This is a genomic window from Streptomyces sp. NPDC019531, from assembly GCF_044903305.1.
Taxonomy (GTDB): Bacteria; Actinomycetota; Actinomycetes; order Streptomycetales; family Streptomycetaceae; genus Streptomyces.
The window spans coordinates 81,218-96,519 of the sequence record NZ_JBJDQL010000015.1 but is presented as its reverse complement, the minus strand read 5'-3'; the positions used below and the strand labels follow the sequence as shown (position 1 = coordinate 96,519).

Below are 15,302 nucleotides of genomic sequence, written 5' to 3'. Positions count from 1 at the left end.
ATCCGCCGGACGAGTCAATCGGCGGCGGCCCGTGTCGGTGGTGTACGGCATGATGCGAGGCGTGACCGGACGACTGATGCTCCTCGACACCGCCTCGCTCTACTTCCGTGCCTACTTCGGCGTGCCGGAGTCGGTGAAGGCCCCGGACGGCACGCCGGTGAACGCCGTGCGCGGCCTCCTCGAATTCATCGACCGCCTGGTCAAGGACCACCGACCCGACCTGCTGGTCGCGTGCATGGACGCCGACTGGCGCCCTCAGTGGCGGGTCGACCTCATCGCCTCCTACAAGGCGCACCGGGTGGCCGAGGAGCACGAGGTCGGCCCGGACGAGGAGGAGGTGCCGGACACGCTGTCGCCGCAGGTGCCGGTCATCGAGGCCGTCCTGGACGCGCTCGGCATCGCGCGCGTGGGTGTGGCCGGCTATGAGGCGGACGACGTGATCGGCACGTTCACCGCACGCGCCGAGGGACCGGTCGACATCGTCACCGGCGACCGCGATCTGTACCAGCTGGTGGACGACAAGCGCGGGGTGCGGGTGCTGTATCCGCTGAAGGGTGTCGGGACACTCCAGCTGACCGACGAGGCCTGGCTGCGCGAGAAGTATGGCGTCGACGGCCGTGGGTACGCGGATCTGGCGCTGCTGCGTGGTGACCCGAGCGACGGTCTGCCGGGCGTGCCCGGGATCGGTGAGAAGACGGCGGCCAAGCTGCTCGCCGAGTTCGGGGACCTGGCCGGGATCATGGCCGCGGTCGACGACCCGAAGGCGAAGCTCACACCGTCGCAGCGCAAGCGGCTCGACGAGTCACGGCCGTATGTGGCCGTCGCGCCGAAGGTGGTCAAGGTCGCCGACGACGTGCCGCTGCCGCAGGTGGACACCGTGCTGCCTCGGGCACCTCGCGACCCCGCGGAGCTGGAGGCGCTGGCGGCGCGATGGGGGTTGGGTGGATCATTGCAGCGGCTTCTGACAACACTCACCGCGTAAGCATTGTTCTCATTTTCAGCCAGCGACATTCTCGCAATGGGAAAGCAAAATTCTTCACTACGGGTCGACAGACCTCTTGTGAGGGGGGCCATCACCGGGGGGCGGATGCTAACTTAGGTAAGCCTAAGCAAAAGGGAACTGGGAGGCCGCCATGGCAGAAGGACCGGGACGCAAGCCGCGGAAACCCCGCTCCGCGCAGGTCATCCGCACCGAACGCCTCACCCCGCACATGCAGCGCGTGGTGCTCGGCGGTGACGGACTCGCCGACTTCGCGGCGGACACCTGCACCGACCACTACGTCAAGATCCTTTTCCCGGCCGAGGGCGTCACCTATCCCGAGCCTTTCGACATGCAGCGGATCCGCGAGGACTTCCCGCGCGAGCAGTGGCCGGTGACCCGTACGTACACCGTGCGCCACTGGGACCCCGAACACCGCGAACTCTCCCTGGACTTCGTGATCCACGGCGACGAGGGCCTCGCCGGCCCCTGGGCGGTACGCGTCCGGCCCGGCGAGACCGTGCGCTTCATGGGCCCCGGCGGCGCCTACGCCCCCGCCCTCGACGCCGACTGGCATCTGCTCGTCGGTGACGAGAGCGCGCTGCCCGCGATCGCCCGCTCCCTGGAGTCGCTGCCCGCCGGCGCCCGGGCGCACGCCTTCATCGAGGTCTCCGGGTCCGAGGAGGAGCAGAAGATCGACTCCGACGTGGAGGTCGTCTGGCTGCACCGCGGTTCCCGCCCGGTCGGGGAGGCGCTGGTCGAGGCCGTGCGCGCGCTGGAGTTCCCGGAGGGCCGGGTGTGCGCGTTCGTGCACGGCGAGGCGCACTTCGTGAAGCAACTGCGCCATCTGCTGCGGGTCGAGCGCGCGATCCCGCGCGAGGACCTCTCGATCTCCGGCTACTGGCGCCTGGGCCACAACGAGGACGGCTGGCAGGCCTCCAAGCGGGACTGGAACGCGCGGATCGAGGCGGAGCAGGAGGGAGCGGCGCCGGCCGCTTAGGCACAAGGTTCGGAAAGGGGCGGCACCTTCGGGCGGTTTCCGGGTGCCGCCCCTTTCGCGTGTTCACACCTACCGCTGATACGACCTGAACGTCCGGATCGACAGCCACACCGCCACCATCGCAAGCCCCAGCAGCGCTACCCCGCGCCCCAGCACCACACCCCGGTCGGGATCGGCGGACAGCGCCGAACGGCCCGCCACCATCGCCCAGTTCAGCGGGTTGAAGTCGGCGATGTGCCGCATCCAGGACGGCATCTGCGAGGGCGCCATGAAGGCGCTGGACAGGAAGGTCAGCGGAAGCAGCAGGAAGGTGTTGATCCCGATGATCGACTCCCGCTCCCGCACCAGCATCCCGAGCGCGTTGGACAGCGCTCCGAAGACGGTGCCGAGCAGGACCGAGGCGAGCACCAGGACCGCGACTCCGGCGATGCCGCCCGGGTAGTCGGCACCGCCGAGGAGCCCGAGCAGCACGATGACCACCGACTGGAAGGCGGTGACCAGCCCGTTGTTGACGACGTTGCCGTTCATCAGGGCGGCCCGGCTGACCGGGGTGGCCAGAAAGCGGTTGAGGGTGCCCCGCTGGATCTCGTCCAGGGTGGTCATGCCGGCCCACATGTTGGAGCTGAGCGCGCTCATGACGACCACGCCGGGGAGGAGGTAGTCGAGATACGAGGTGGTGCCGAAGCCGCCGGGCTCGACGACCTTCTTGAAGAGGCTGCCGAACAGGAACAGCCAGATCACCGGCTGGATCAGGGTGATGATCGCGTACGCAGTCTGCCGTACGAACACCATGAGTTGACGCTGCGTCATGTACCAGGTCTGCGAGACCGCTGTGCTCATCGGGCACCTACCAGGTCTTCGGCCTCCGAGTAACGGCGGCCGGCGTCACGCAGACAGACGTCGTCCAGCGAGGGACGGGCGACGGTCGCGGTGGCGACCTTGACCCCGGCCCGCTCCAGGGCGGCGAGCAGTGCGGGTACGGCGGCGGCCCCGTCGTCGGCGCGGATGCGTTGCGCGGGGTGTCCGGCGTGCACGAGGTGCTGACGTGAGCACTTAGGAGCGGCTTGGACATGCCCGCGTCACGCACCCGAAACAGCGAGTCCCTAATTTCTGTCGCCCGACAGGAATTCAGCTCCCGCACCGCTGTTCCCGTTCCCGCCCCCATGCCGCCGAAGGCAGGTGCCGCCGTGACGACGACCAGCCCCTCAGACGTCCGCCCCGATCCGCCGGACTCCTCCTCCGCGGAGCACTCCCTCGCCGAGTTCGGCTACCGCCAGGAGCTGCACCGCAGCCTGGGCCGGTACGCGTCCTTCGCGGCGGGGTTCTCCTTCATCTCGGTCCTGACGACCGTCTTCCAGTTCTTCGCCTTCGGGTACGCGTTCGGCGGCCCCGTCTTCTTCTGGGCCTGGCCGGCGGTACTGGTCGGACAACTCCTGGTGGCGGCCTGCTTCGCGGAACTGGCGGCGCGCTACCCGATCTCCGGCGCGATCTATCAGTGGTCCTCCCGTCTCTCCAACCTGGCCTTCGGCTGGTTCGCCGGCTGGATCATGGTGATCGGGCAGATCGTGGTCGTCGCGGCGGCGGCACTGGCCCTCCAGATGGTGCTGCCGGCGATCTGGACGGGCTTCCAGCTGATCGGCACCGACCCGGCCCCGACCTCGGCGGACGGCGCGGCGAACGCGGCGGTCCTGGGGGTGATCCTGCTCGTCCTGACGACCCTGGTGAACGTCGTGGACAACCGCGTGATGTCCCTGATCAACCGGGTCGGCGTGACGGCCGAGATCATCGGTGCGGTCCTCATCATCGTGCTGCTGCTCACCCACTCCGAGCGCACCCCGAGCATCACCTTCCACACCGAGGGCGCGGCCCAGTCGGGTCTGTTCGGCGCCCTGCTGGTCGGTTCCTTCACGGCGGCGTACGTGATGATCGGCTTCGACAGCGCGGGCGAGATGAGCGAGGAGACCCGCGACCCGCGCCGCACGGCCCCTCGCACGATCCTCACCGCACTCGCCGCGGCCGGCCTGCTCGGCGGCCTGATCGTCCTGGGCGGCCTCCTGGCGGCCCCGAGCCTCACGGACGGCCACCTGGCGGTCGACGGCCTCAGCTACGTCCTGACGAGCAGCCTGGGCGACGGGGTGGGCAAGCTCCTGCTGGCCGACGTGGTGGTGGCGATCGCGGTGGCGACCCTGGCCATCCAGACGGCGGCCTGCCGCATGCTCTTCTCCATGGCCCGCGACGGCCAACTCCCCTTCGCGGCCCGCCTCGCGCGTGTGAACCCCCGCACCGGCATGCCCACGGCCCCCGCCCTGGTCGTGGGCGTCCTGGCAGCGGCCCTGCTCCTCCTCAACTTCGCCTCCCCCGAGGCCTTCCTGGCGATCGGCACGACGTGCATCGTCATGCTGTACCTGGCGTACGCGATGGTCACGGGCCCGCTGCTGTTCCGCCGCACACGAGGCGAGTTCACGTCGACGGGCGGCACGGACGAGACCGGCTCCCGCCTGTTCTCCCTGGGCCGCTGGGGCATCCCGATCAACGCCCTGGCCCTCCTCTACGGCCTCCTCATGACCGTCAACCTGGCCTGGCCCCGGGCGGAGGTGTACGACCCGGCGGGCGGGCATTGGTATTTCCGGTGGTTCACTGTGTTGTTCCTTGTGATCACGGTGGGACTGGGGTGCCTGTACCAGTGGCAGAGGGCATATCGAGGGCACATCGTGGAGAAGAGGGCACCGCTGGCAGCGCCCTCAGAATCCAGCTGATCGCCGCCGTCGTCGTGTCTTCGTCTGTCGGCCGTGGCCCCGTTCAGGCTTCCCTCACCGAGGCTCCGCGGGGCGCGGCCACGACCTGCTGGATCTACCCGGCCGCGAGGACGTGGCAGATCCCCCGACGTATGGTCCAGTTCTTTTCGGAGGTCAACGACGGTGGCAGAACCGACGCTTGAGCAGCCACTGCGGAGCTGTCACCACTCGGCCGTGCACATGGAGATACGGGGGGGCTTCACCGCGATACCGCGGTCATAAGCAATCCTTGCGGATTGACCACGGTCCCGACTCCGGGGCGCACCTTGGCTCCAGGCACAGGGGCGAGTTTCCACCTGGATGCGATGGCGGCCAGTGCGATAACGGCTTGCATCATGCCGAAATTGTCCCCGATACATTTTCGGGGCCCTGCGCCGAAGGGAATGAACGTTGTCCTCTCTGCCTCGGTCCGCGGCGTTGCGTTCCAGCGGCTCGGGTCGAAGACGTGCGGCGCGGAAAAATTTTGGGGCTGATGGTGTATGAGGTAGGGGCTGCAGACAATCGTCGTTCCCATCCCTATCTCGTAGCCGGCCAATTCTGTTTCGGTGGTGGTCACGCGAGTGAAGAGACTCCCGGGTGGGTAAAGCCGCAGGGTTTCCGTGATGATGTTTCGGGTGTGCGCCAGGTCGGCCAGGCAACTTCCGGTAGCCGGCGTCCCGGCCAGCACCGCGTCCACTTCCCTGTGAAGTGCGCCTTCGATTTCTGGCTGAGCGGCTATGAGATGCAGCGACCAGGCGAGTGTTGCCGCGGTGGATTCCATGCCGGCGAAGAAGAAGATCATTGCCTGATCGACCACCTCGTCGTCCGTCAGTGTCTCTCCCTCTTGCGATGTCTCAAGGAGCGCCGCCAGGAGGTCCTTGAGGGTGGTGACCCCAGCGCGACGCGTATGGATGGCTGCGGTCAGCGTTTGACGGAGGCGAGCTCGCGCAGCGCGGTAGCTCCGGTTGCCGGGAGTGGGGAGTTTCGCCATGGACGGCGGCAGAAACATTCTCCGGTAACTGCCGCGGGACAGTGTTCCGAAGTCCCGAAGCATTGCGGAAAGCTCATGTTCCGTGAAGGTCTGGCCCAGTATCGAGGCGACGATGGTCCGCGCAGTGACCTCCTGCATCTCCGCGAGGACGTCGATGGTTTGTCCGTCCACCCATCCGTTGATGGTCGAGTAGATCATCTCAGTCATCGTGTCGGCGTATTGGGCTAGGCTTCCGCGGTTGAAGACTGGTTGAATCAGGCGGCGTTGACGTCGATGGGATGAATGCGGGCACAAGGCCAACCCGTTGCCGAATCCCTCCCTGACCCGGTCAAACAGCAGGCCGCCCTTGTCGAACACCTTGTCGTTGAGCAGGACTTGACGTGTCAGTTGTGCGTCGCACACGACCAGGGCTGCCATGGGGCCGATTCTGACCTCTACCAGGCTGCCGTGCGAATCCAGCGAGCTGAGGAACGACAGCGGGGAGCGCAACAGGGATGGTGCGTGGCCGATCAGCGGAAAGGACCCTGGCGCCCGAGGAATGCTGGCCCGGTTGGTCACGGTTTCCTCCATGGGTCTGCGAGGGATCAGAGGTGCACGACGCGGGGCGCGGACACGAAGCGTCGGCTGGTCTTGTGGAATTCCAGGCTTCCGCTCACCCAATTCTTGAGATTGGCGATGTAGTACGTTCCCTCCATGCTGAGATGGCGGGCGATACGCTTCTCGGTGCGCAGGAACGTGGCCAGTTCGTCGTCGCGCCGCTTGCGGGTATATGTGATAGCCGCAGCGGTCTCGCACCGCCGTTGCCGCGCCACTGCGGTGATGAGGTTGGCGATCGCGGAGTGGTCTCCCTGTTCCTTTCGGTAGGAGAACAGGTCATTGTCCCAGGCAATAATTCGGTTGGCGGACCGGGAGAGCTGCTCCATGTCCGGATGGGCGCGTTCTTCCTCAGGCAGGTGGTAGCGGTTGAGCATGGGTAACAGCGCGAAGCAGGAAAGACAGCCGGAAGCCGACTCACGCATCGTGATGTAGTCGTCCAGAGCGGGTGTGTGTCCGGTGGCGCGGTACATGGTTTCCCACAGCTGGCCGTTCAGGTAGTCACGGACTGCTTCCGTCCAGCGGACGAGTTGGGCGGGCGTGGCGTGTTCGGCGATACGGCACCGCAGGTCGAACAGAGCACGCGCGTAGTTCTCTTCGGGCTCCTCGCCAGGCGCGAAGCCCGTCACGGATCGCTTGAGTCGCAGTGTCAGATGGGCCATGTCCCACGCCTGGGCACCAGTGAACGCTTCATCGCACACACCGTCGTCAAAGGCGTACAGCCATACGTACCAGTCCCCGGCAAGCCGGAGGAGGTGGCGGTCCGTGTACGGATTGGTCAGACCGAGCAGTGCCCCGATGTCACATTCCTCCAGCCACTGACGTCGTTCGCCGGTGAGCAGCCCGTGCTCCTGCATCCACTGCACGGACGCGGCGAAGACGTCGCGAGCCCAGGCGTTCTCCCGCACGACAAAGGGTGTGGTCAGGCTGTCCTGAGCGCCACGGAGGTGATCGTGAACGCGACCCATACCCCCGTCCCGCACATCCTCTCCCTCGGCAAGGCGTATGCGCGCGCCCATCGCGTTCTTGTCCATTGAGCACCTCTTTCCGGTCGGCCTGTTCCTTCCGAGGTGTGCTGCGCTGCCTTGCCGCGCACAGGCTCGCGAGGCAACCCGGGGAGCCCCTCCGGACGACGGCGGCTGCACCCCGGCAACCTGGCAAGCCAGTGGTGATGCGGGGGCGCAGTGCAGGAGCAGCCGCAGCGGATTCCCGGACGGGAATAGCATGTGGCCGGCCACCACGCCGACGACTGGCCCCGATCCACACAGCGGGGTCAACCGGCGAAGCTCGGCCTCAACAGGCCGGGACAGCGCATCTCCAGGCCGGCGTGAGACCACCGTGGTGCGGCAGACGCCGGGCAGCGGGTGAGGTCTTCGAATTCAGTGGGGGTGTGCCTCCCGTCGGTTCCGTCGGGTGGTTGCACAGCGCGAGCGGAGGTAGTGGTTCGCTCGGTTCCGGAAGCCGATGGCGGAGAAGCGTCGGCGGGCGGCGGAGATCGCGGAGTGGTCGGGAGTAACGGGCCTGCGGATGACGGTCAGGCCCAGGAGGTCGCGCAGGAGTTTCTTGCCCTGCCAGGCCGTGTGGATCTACCGGCCGTAGGCCATGTCCGTTTGCACTGTTGACGTGCCCGCGCACGGGCGTGCTCCAAGAGGGCCGAGCCAGTGGCGGCCGCGGTGGGCGATGACGGAACGAGTGGCACCACGGGCTCCCCCTTCCACGGCGGCGCGAACAGAACGCGCCTTTGGCCATACACGTTTATCACATCGCAGTTCGGTCCAGACCGGAAGTGGCGGCCGTTGATTCAGACGTGAACATGTTGCACTCACATTTGACAGTCGCCCGATCAGGACGCGGGCGCCCCCCTTTGCCACCGGGGTCTGAGCGGCGGCGGAGCTGAGTAGGAGACCGGAACAGCTCGATACGCGCGTAGCGTCAATCGCTCTGCACGCGCAGGCAGGTCCATGCCGACCGTCCGGATGCGGGAGGGCGCGTGGAGGAGTTCGAGGCGGTGGAAACCGACCTCGTCGGGAGCCCAGCAGTTGGTCGGTTTGCGCGTCGGTGAGGGGCTACCGCGCGTTGTCCTCGCCGATCAGACCTTGGGTCACCCGTCGATCCAACAGCGCGGCTCGCTCTCGGACGCGGCCCGCATCCTTCCACCGCCCCGACAAGAAGGTCGGGAGCGGCTCGTACCCCCGCTGTCAGTGTCCCCTCGTAAGCTTGATCACGATGAGACGCAGAAGCCCGATCCCCCCTTCTCCCCTGCCGCAGCGCGACGGGGTCGATCCGGTGCGGGTGAAGCTGCCGCAAGGGGCGGCGTGGGCCACCGTGCGTGATCATCTGGTGGAGCGGCTCGCGGCCGAGGCGGAGGTGATCGACGGGATGCTGGACGCAGGGCTGATCGTGGACGCCGACGGGCGTGCCGTGCTGCGTGACATGGCGTACGTGCCAGGCATGTTCGTGTGGTTCCACCGGGAGCTGCCGTACGAGGTGCCGGTGCCGTTCGCACTGAACGTCGTATACCGCGACGAGCACATCGTCGTCGTCGACAAGCCGCATTTCCTGGCCACGACACCGCGCGGCAGCCATGTCGCGGAGACCGCGCTTGCGCGGCTGCGCCGGGAGCTGGGTCTGCCCACACTGGGCGCCGCCCACCGCCTGGACCGGCTCACCGCCGGGCTGGTCCTGTTCACTGTCCGCCCCGCGGAGCGCGGCGCGTACCAGTCGCTGTTCCGCGACCGGCTCATCACCAAGGAATACGAGGCAGTCGCCCTGTACGATCCGTCGCTCGCCCTACCGCGTACCGTGCGCAGCCGAATCGTCAAGGAGCGTGGAGTGATGGCGGCGCGCGAGGTCGAGGGCGAGCCCAATGCCGTCAGCGACGTGGAGCTGCTGGAACAACGGGGCGACGGACTGGCCCGCTATCGGCTGCGACCTCGCACCGGGCAGACGCACCAGCTCCGGGTGCACATGAGCAGCTTGGGGGTGCCGATCCTCGGCGATCCCCTCTATCCCGTGGTGACCGGTCCCGTGGCGGACGGTGACTTCCGGCGCCCGCTCCAACTGCTGGCGCGGGTCCTGGAGTTCACCGATCCGGTCACGGGGCGCGAGCACCGGTTCGTGAGCCCGCGTGTGCTGCGGGCCTGGTCGTCGTACGAGGAGTGGGCCGAGTAGCCCCGGTGCCCTGGTCGGCTCATTCGCCGCGCCACCACCGCAGGAGGCGCCGGAACACGCCCGGCCGACGGGCCGGTTCGGGCATCGCCGCCGGCGTCGGAGCGGCGGGCTCCTGAGCTGGGGACTGGGGCTGCGTCGTGCTGACCTGCCAGTCGTTCGGGCGCTGCCGCGGCATCGGGTTGCTGGAGGGCCACTGCGTGGCGTTCTGCTGGGGCCTCGGCGCGAACTTCACCGGCAGTTCCACGAGGTGGCGGTTCATGATGGACGCCCTCCAGCGCAGTTCGTCCTCCTCGCAGGCGAGTTGGACGTCCGGGAGGCGGGTCAGCAGCGCGTCGACGCCCACGTCGGCGATGGCGCGGCCGATGTCCTGGCCCGGGCACTCGTGGGGACCGCCACTGAAGGCGAGGTGGGAGCGGTTGCCCTGCATGTTGGCCTTGAGATCGGGGCGCACGCGTGGGTCGACGTTGCCCGGGGCGATGCCCATGAGCAAACCGTCACCCTTGCGGATGTGCTGACCGCCAAGCTCGGTGTCCTGCTTGGCGAAATAGCCCAGCATGGTGCTGAACGGCGGCTCGTCCCACAGGGACTGCTCGACCGCCTGGGGCACCGTCATCTGACCGCCGTTGAGCCGGGCGCGGAAGCCCGGGTCGGTGAACACCACCCGCAGTACGTTGGCGAGGAGGTTGGCGGTGGCCTCGTACGAGGTGATCATGACGACGCGCAAGTGCTGGCCGATCTCGTCGTCGTCGAGCCCCGCCGGGTGGTTGATCAGGTGGCTGGTGAAGTCTTCCTTGGGTTCGGCCCGGCGGCGGACGGTGAGCCGCATCAGGGCGTCCATGATGTATGCGTTGCTGGCGATTGAGGTCTCGGTGCCCTTGAGCAGGTCGCGGGCGGCATGCACGATCTGCTCGTTGTACTCGTCGGGCATGCCGAGGATCTCGCACATCACCGCCATCGGCAGGTACTCGGCGAACTGGCTGACCAGATCGGCCCTGCCCTTCTCGCAGAACTTGTTGACGAGATCCTGGGTCGCGCGGTTGATGTAGCGGCGGATGCCCCGGTGGTCGATGGTCGACATGGCGCTGGTGACCGCGCCGCGCAGCCGTCGGTGCTCGTCGCCCTCGGCGTGGCAGCAGATGGGCTGCCAGGCGACGATCGGCATGAGAGGGTGATCCGGCTTGATCGTGCCGTCCCCCAGGGCACCCCACTGTCGAGGGTCACGGCAGAAGTGCGTGGGAGTGCGCACCATGTGCATGTTCTCGCTGTGGCCGAGCACGACCCAGATCGGCACATCTTCATGCAGCAGCGCGGGAGCGACGGCGCCGTGTTCGGCGCGGAGCTCCTCATACACGGCCCCCAGATCCTCCGCATCGGGGCCGTACAGTCTGCGCAGCCCGCCAGGTCCGATGCCATGCGCGGGGCAGCCGGGAGGCGGGGCGGCCATGGAGTGGTCCGTACCGGCCGGGGAAAAGGGTTCAGGCGTCACGATGGTCGCTCCGAAGCTGAAGTTCATCTGTTGTACAGGAGGTCATACGACGGGACGGTTCAGACCGGAGCCTTCTCCGCCGTCAGCGAATGCAGGAACCGCAGCAGCGTCATCAGCACGTCCCGGCTGGAGGCGCGCCGGCGGGCGTCGCACTCGACGATCGGGATCTCCGCACTGAGGTCGAGCGCGGTGCGCAGTTCCTCGGTGTCGTAACGGGGGCCGTCCGGGAAGGCGTTGACGGCTACGACGAAGGGCACGCCCCGCTCCTCCAGGCGGCCCATCACGTCGAAGCTGACTTCGAGGCGGCGGGTGTCGACCAGGACGACGGCACCGAGCGCGCCTTCGAACAGGCCGTTCCACAGGAACCAGAAGCGTTCCTGGCCGGGGGTGCCGAAGAGGTAGAGCACCAGCTGGTCGGTGATGCTGATGCGGCCGAAGTCCATCGCCACGGTGGTGGCCGTCTTGGACTCGGAGCCGTAGTTGTCGTCGACCCCGACGCCGGCCTGGGTCATGGTCTCCTCGGTGGTCAGCGGTTTGATCTCGCTGACGGAACCGACCATGGTCGTCTTGCCGACGCCGAAGCCGCCCACGATGACGATCTTCACCGCGGTCTGTGCGGTCTTCGGGAGGTGGTCCTCTGTTCGTGGACCGGGAATCGTGTCAGAGCCTTTGAAGTCCATGCATCACCGCTTCGAGGAGGGAACGGTCGGCCAGCGCCTGGCGGATGACCGGGGCGCGCGCCGTCACCAGTTCGGCCGTCAGCAGCTCGGTGAGCAGGACGGTCACCACGCTGAACGGCAGGCTGAGATAGGCGGACAGCTCGGCCACGGAGAGAGGGGCCGTGCAGAGCCTGAGCAGCGCCGCCTGCTCAGGCGTGGCGGAAGGCGGTGGGTCGGCGTGCGCCACGATTAACGTGACCAGGTCGAGCTCCGAGCGCTCGGCGCCGTCGGGGCCGGTGATGACGTACAGGCGCTCCGGGTTCTTCTTCTGTCCCTCGGGTGGGTCCTGGCCCTCCTGCTGGGGTGTCGGTGTCTGTTCCGGGCTGGCTTTGGGGAATCGCCGGCGGCGTTGTGGACGAGTCATACGGTCTGCCCGTTGCGCCTGGGCGGACTGGTGAGGTGCGCGCCGATGCGGACGACCAGGTCGCTCATGCGAGCGCTCATATGGCCGGGTTCGGTGATGATGTCGGAGAGGACCGCGAGATAGGCGTTGGGGCCCGCGGCCATCAGGTAGAAGTAGCCGCCGTGGATCTCGATGAGGACCATCTTCATCTTGCCGTCGCTGCCCGGGATCTCCCCGGCGACGGCGCCCGCCAGGCTCTGCAGGCCCGCACAGGCCGCGGCGACGCGGTCGGCGGTGTCCGGGTCGCCGCCGTGGCGGGCGATGCGCAGGCCGTCGGCGGAGAGCACCACGATCATCTGGATGCCCGGTACGCCTTTGGCGAGGTCCTGGAGCATCCAGTCGAAGTTGCCTCGCTGCTGGATCACTTGAGGTTCCCCTCGTCTTCGGCCTCGGTACGGGCCGGTTCGTCGGTCGGCTGACTGGCTGTGGAAGCGGTGGGGCGCTTGAGGCCGTCCATGAACGCCTGGACCCACAGGCCGGGCGGGGTGTCGTCCGGCTTCTTCGCGGGTTCCGGTGCGGGCTCGCGGCTGGACGTCGACCAGACGGTCGGGCGGCCCTCCCGCTCGGCCCGTTCGATCTCGGCCTGCTCGGCGTAGCGCTGGGCGAGCGGGGTCTTGACCCGACTGCGGCGCTGCGGCAGCCCGTTGGCGGTCCACTCGGTAACCTCGGGGACGTCGTCCTCCATGGAGACCGGGGTCGTGAACTTGGGGCTGGTGGGACGGCGCTTCTTGATCGTGCGCTTGGGGCCCGGCAGGGCGCCGAGTTCGGCCTTGGGCACGGCGGTGGCGCCGATGCCGTGGGCGAGTCCGACGCCGGGCTCGTCGGTGAGCATGTCGCTGGGTACGACGAGGATGGCGCGGACCCCGCCGTACGCGGAGGCACGCAGCGAGACCTGCATGTCGTACGCCTGGCAGAGCCGGCCCACGACGGCGAGGCCGAGGCGCGGCGACTCGCCGAGGTCCTGGAGGTCGACGCCGGCCTTGGCGCGCTCCAGCATGCCCTCGGCCCTCAGCCGGGCCTCCTCGCTCAGGCTGACTCCCGCGTCCTCGATCTCGATGCAGACGCCGGTCTGCACCTCGGTGGCGGTGACGTGCACCTTGCTCTGGGGCGGGGAGTAACGCGTGGCGTTGTCGAGGAGTTCGGCCGCGGCGTGGATGACCGGCTCGACGGCGGTGCCCTTGACGTTGACCTTGGCGATCGACGTCAGGTCGATACGCCGGTACTCCAGGATCCGGGACATGGCGCCGCGCAGCACGCTGTACAGCGCGACGGGCTCGGGCCACTGACGGCCGGGGCGTCCGCCGCCGAGGACGGAGATGGAGTCGGCGAGCCGGCCGATCAGGGCGGTGCCGTGGTCGATGCGCAGGAGGTCGTCGAAGACCTCGGGGTTACGGCCGTGGTCCTCCTCCATCTCCCGCAGTTCGTTGGCCTGTTGGTGCACGATGGCCTGGACGCGGCGGGCGATGTTCACGAAGGAGCGCTGCGCGGCGTCGCGCATGACCTCCTCGGTGTCGACGATGTCGAGCACCGTCTGCAGCAACCGCTGCTGTGCCTCGGGCAGGTCGCTCCACGCCGGGTCGATGTCACCGAGTCGGCGAATCACCTCTCCGGGGGGATTTCCGCGGCGCAGCCAGTGCAGTGCCGCGGGTGCGATCTCCTTGGCGAGGCGGGTCATGTCCTGGTCCTGGGCGGCGATCCGCCGCTCCAGATACGCGGTGCGACGTGCCTGCTCGGCGCGGACGCCCCGCAGAGCGCGCCCGCGCCGCACCGCCTCGGCCCCCACCGCGATCACCAGCAGCGTGGCGACGGCACCGCACAAGCCGACGGCCACCCGGGCGGGCTGCTGCACTGCCGCGACGGCGGCCCCGGTCGCCGCGGCCATGACTATGGCGGGCAGCAACAGTACGCGCGCGTAGGGAAGTTCACGGCGTCCTGGGGGGGATTGAACACTCACCATGTGGGCCCTCTGAGACGTATCGACGTGGAGTCGCACATATAGGGAACAAGCGCACGAATACACATCAACTCGGTGCGCTGCGGGCGAGCTTAGTCCGACCGGATCAACGCCGTGTCATATTCAGCAAGCACCTGAAACGGGCATTACGACCGGAGTACTATCGGCTCATTTACACGCTGAGACATTGCTCGAACACGCTACGTCACAGCGCAAGGGTGTTCGGGAACCACTCACCGTGACGCGTGGAGAACAGCTTCCGGTCGCGATCCGCCCGTAACTCCGGCTCAGATTCCGGCGATGCGCAGCGCCGCGTCCGCGGTGGCCTCCGCGAACACGGAGACCGGACGGTCGGGTTCGGAGCGGTGGACGAGGATGACGCCCTCGATCAGACCGAACAACAGATCCGTACGGAGATCGAGCTCGCTCTTGGCGAGCGCGCCGCCCACCGGCGTGGCGGCGAGCAACTGCCGGTAGGCGTCCTTGAGTTCGGCGCGGACCGCGTGGAAGCCGGCGAACCGCTCGGAGCGCACCTCGGGCAGCAGATAGAGACCCCCGAGGTTGTACGGCCCACCGCAGAGCACCTCTACGTCCGCGCGGCACAGCTCCCACAGCCGGTTCTCGGCCGGGGCCGTGTCGTCGGCGAGCAGCTCGCGCGCGTACGACAGTGAGGGCGTGACCGTGGATTCCAGGAGCTCGGCGAGGAGCTCCTCCTTGCCGGAGACGTAGTGGTACATGGAGGCCTGCCGCATTCCGGCCCGCTCGGCGACGACTCGCGTGCTGGTGGCGGCGTACCCGAGGGTGGTGAACAACTCGGCCGCGGCGACGAGGAGTTCCTCACGCGGGGCCAGCCCACTGTCCGGCCGCCGAGCCGCCCGCGGCCTGCCGACCCGCCGCCCGGACTCCGCCCCGCCTGTCGCACCCATGCGTTCGATCCTCGCACACGGGGCGCGGAGGCCTCCGGGTGATCTCCAGCTGATCCACGGACACCGGGCCGCCACCGGCACCCCGGCCCGCGCCAACCCCTTGGGGGCGCGGGGACGTGCACACCCAGCCCCACCAGCCCGCACCCAACGACCCCACCGGCCACACCCGACAACCCCGGCCCGCACCAACCCCCTGGGGGCGCGGGGACCTGCACACCCAGCCCCACCGGCCCGCACCCGACCACCCCACCGGCCACACCCGACAACCCCGGCCCGCACCAACCCCCTGGGGGCGCGGGGACCTG

At 68.3% G+C, this 15,302-nt stretch carries 13 protein-coding genes and 1 pseudogene; 4 read left to right on the top strand and 10 right to left on the bottom strand.

The features are described 5' to 3' along the window. Positions 1-52 precede the first annotated feature (52 nt). Both ACI2L1_RS19685 and ACI2L1_RS19680 read left to right on the top strand, forming a co-directional pair. Positions 53-982 carry a 5'-3' exonuclease H3TH domain-containing protein gene (locus ACI2L1_RS19685; RefSeq protein WP_404740674.1) on the top strand — a complete coding sequence of 310 codons (930 nt, stop codon included), beginning with the start codon at positions 53-55 and terminating at the stop codon, positions 980-982. A 151-nt stretch (positions 983-1,133) separates the two neighbouring features. Next, a complete protein-coding gene (locus ACI2L1_RS19680; RefSeq protein ID WP_404740604.1) occupies positions 1,134-1,979 on the top strand; it encodes a siderophore-interacting protein in 846 nt (281 codons plus the stop codon). A 69-nt stretch (positions 1,980-2,048) separates the two neighbouring features. On the opposite strand, the gene ACI2L1_RS19675 is transcribed toward ACI2L1_RS19680, so the two are convergent. Beyond that, positions 2,049-2,819: an ABC transporter permease gene (locus tag ACI2L1_RS19675; protein ID WP_404740603.1), complete on the bottom strand. Its 771-nt coding sequence runs from the start codon at positions 2,817-2,819 to the stop codon at positions 2,049-2,051. Continuing rightward, positions 2,816-2,986: pseudogene (locus ACI2L1_RS19670) on the bottom strand (ABC transporter); the annotation flags it as partial. The gene ACI2L1_RS19675 and the pseudogene ACI2L1_RS19670, both read right to left, overlap by 4 nt. Before the next feature lie 180 nt (positions 2,987-3,166). On the opposite strand from ACI2L1_RS19670, the gene ACI2L1_RS19665 reads away from it, so the two are divergent. After that, positions 3,167-4,735 carry an amino acid permease gene (locus ACI2L1_RS19665; RefSeq protein ID WP_404740602.1) on the top strand — a complete coding sequence of 523 codons (1,569 nt, stop codon included), beginning with the start codon at positions 3,167-3,169 and terminating at the stop codon, positions 4,733-4,735. A 238-nt stretch (positions 4,736-4,973) separates the two neighbouring features. Here ACI2L1_RS19665 and ACI2L1_RS19660 read toward each other — a convergent pair whose 3' ends face one another. Together ACI2L1_RS19660 and ACI2L1_RS19655 are read right to left on the bottom strand one after the other, a co-directional pair. After that, positions 4,974-6,302 (bottom strand): cytochrome P450, encoded by a 1,329-nt coding sequence (locus ACI2L1_RS19660; RefSeq protein WP_404740601.1) that lies wholly within the window; start codon positions 6,300-6,302, stop codon positions 4,974-4,976. Positions 6,303-6,328: 26 nt separating this feature from the next. After that, positions 6,329-7,372, bottom strand: coding sequence for a terpene synthase family protein (locus ACI2L1_RS19655; protein WP_404740600.1), 1,044 nt, complete (start codon positions 7,370-7,372; stop codon positions 6,329-6,331). Between the two features lie 1,192 nt (positions 7,373-8,564). Between ACI2L1_RS19655 and ACI2L1_RS19650 the strand changes: the two genes are divergently transcribed. Then, entirely contained in the window at positions 8,565-9,509 is a 945-nt protein-coding gene (locus ACI2L1_RS19650; protein WP_404740599.1) for an RluA family pseudouridine synthase, read from the top strand. 19 nt (positions 9,510-9,528) lie between these two features. Here the strand turns inward: ACI2L1_RS19650 and ACI2L1_RS19645 are convergent, their stop codons facing one another. The 6 genes from ACI2L1_RS19645 to ACI2L1_RS19620 form a co-directional block, all read right to left on the bottom strand. After that, positions 9,529-10,995 (bottom strand): cytochrome P450, encoded by a 1,467-nt coding sequence (locus ACI2L1_RS19645; protein WP_404740673.1) that lies wholly within the window; start codon positions 10,993-10,995, stop codon positions 9,529-9,531. Between the two features lie 59 nt (positions 10,996-11,054). Beyond that, positions 11,055-11,675 carry a GTP-binding protein gene (locus tag ACI2L1_RS19640; protein ID WP_404740598.1) on the bottom strand — a complete coding sequence of 207 codons (621 nt, stop codon included), beginning with the start codon at positions 11,673-11,675 and terminating at the stop codon, positions 11,055-11,057. Next, a complete protein-coding gene (locus tag ACI2L1_RS19635) occupies positions 11,656-12,078 on the bottom strand; it encodes a DUF742 domain-containing protein (RefSeq protein ID WP_404740597.1) in 423 nt (140 codons plus the stop codon). The genes ACI2L1_RS19640 and ACI2L1_RS19635 overlap by 20 nt, the downstream gene beginning before the upstream one ends. Continuing rightward, positions 12,075-12,482, bottom strand: a complete 408-nt coding sequence (locus tag ACI2L1_RS19630) for a roadblock/LC7 domain-containing protein (RefSeq protein WP_007380839.1) — start codon at positions 12,480-12,482, stop codon at positions 12,075-12,077. Before ACI2L1_RS19630 ends, ACI2L1_RS19635 begins: the two co-directional genes overlap by 4 nt. Continuing rightward, positions 12,479-14,074: a sensor histidine kinase gene (locus tag ACI2L1_RS19625; protein WP_404740596.1), complete on the bottom strand. Its 1,596-nt coding sequence runs from the start codon at positions 14,072-14,074 to the stop codon at positions 12,479-12,481. The genes ACI2L1_RS19630 and ACI2L1_RS19625 overlap by 4 nt, the downstream gene beginning before the upstream one ends. Before the next feature lie 284 nt (positions 14,075-14,358). Then, a complete protein-coding gene (locus tag ACI2L1_RS19620) occupies positions 14,359-14,997 on the bottom strand; it encodes a TetR/AcrR family transcriptional regulator (protein ID WP_404740595.1) in 639 nt (212 codons plus the stop codon). Positions 14,998-15,302: the final 305 nt, after the last annotated feature.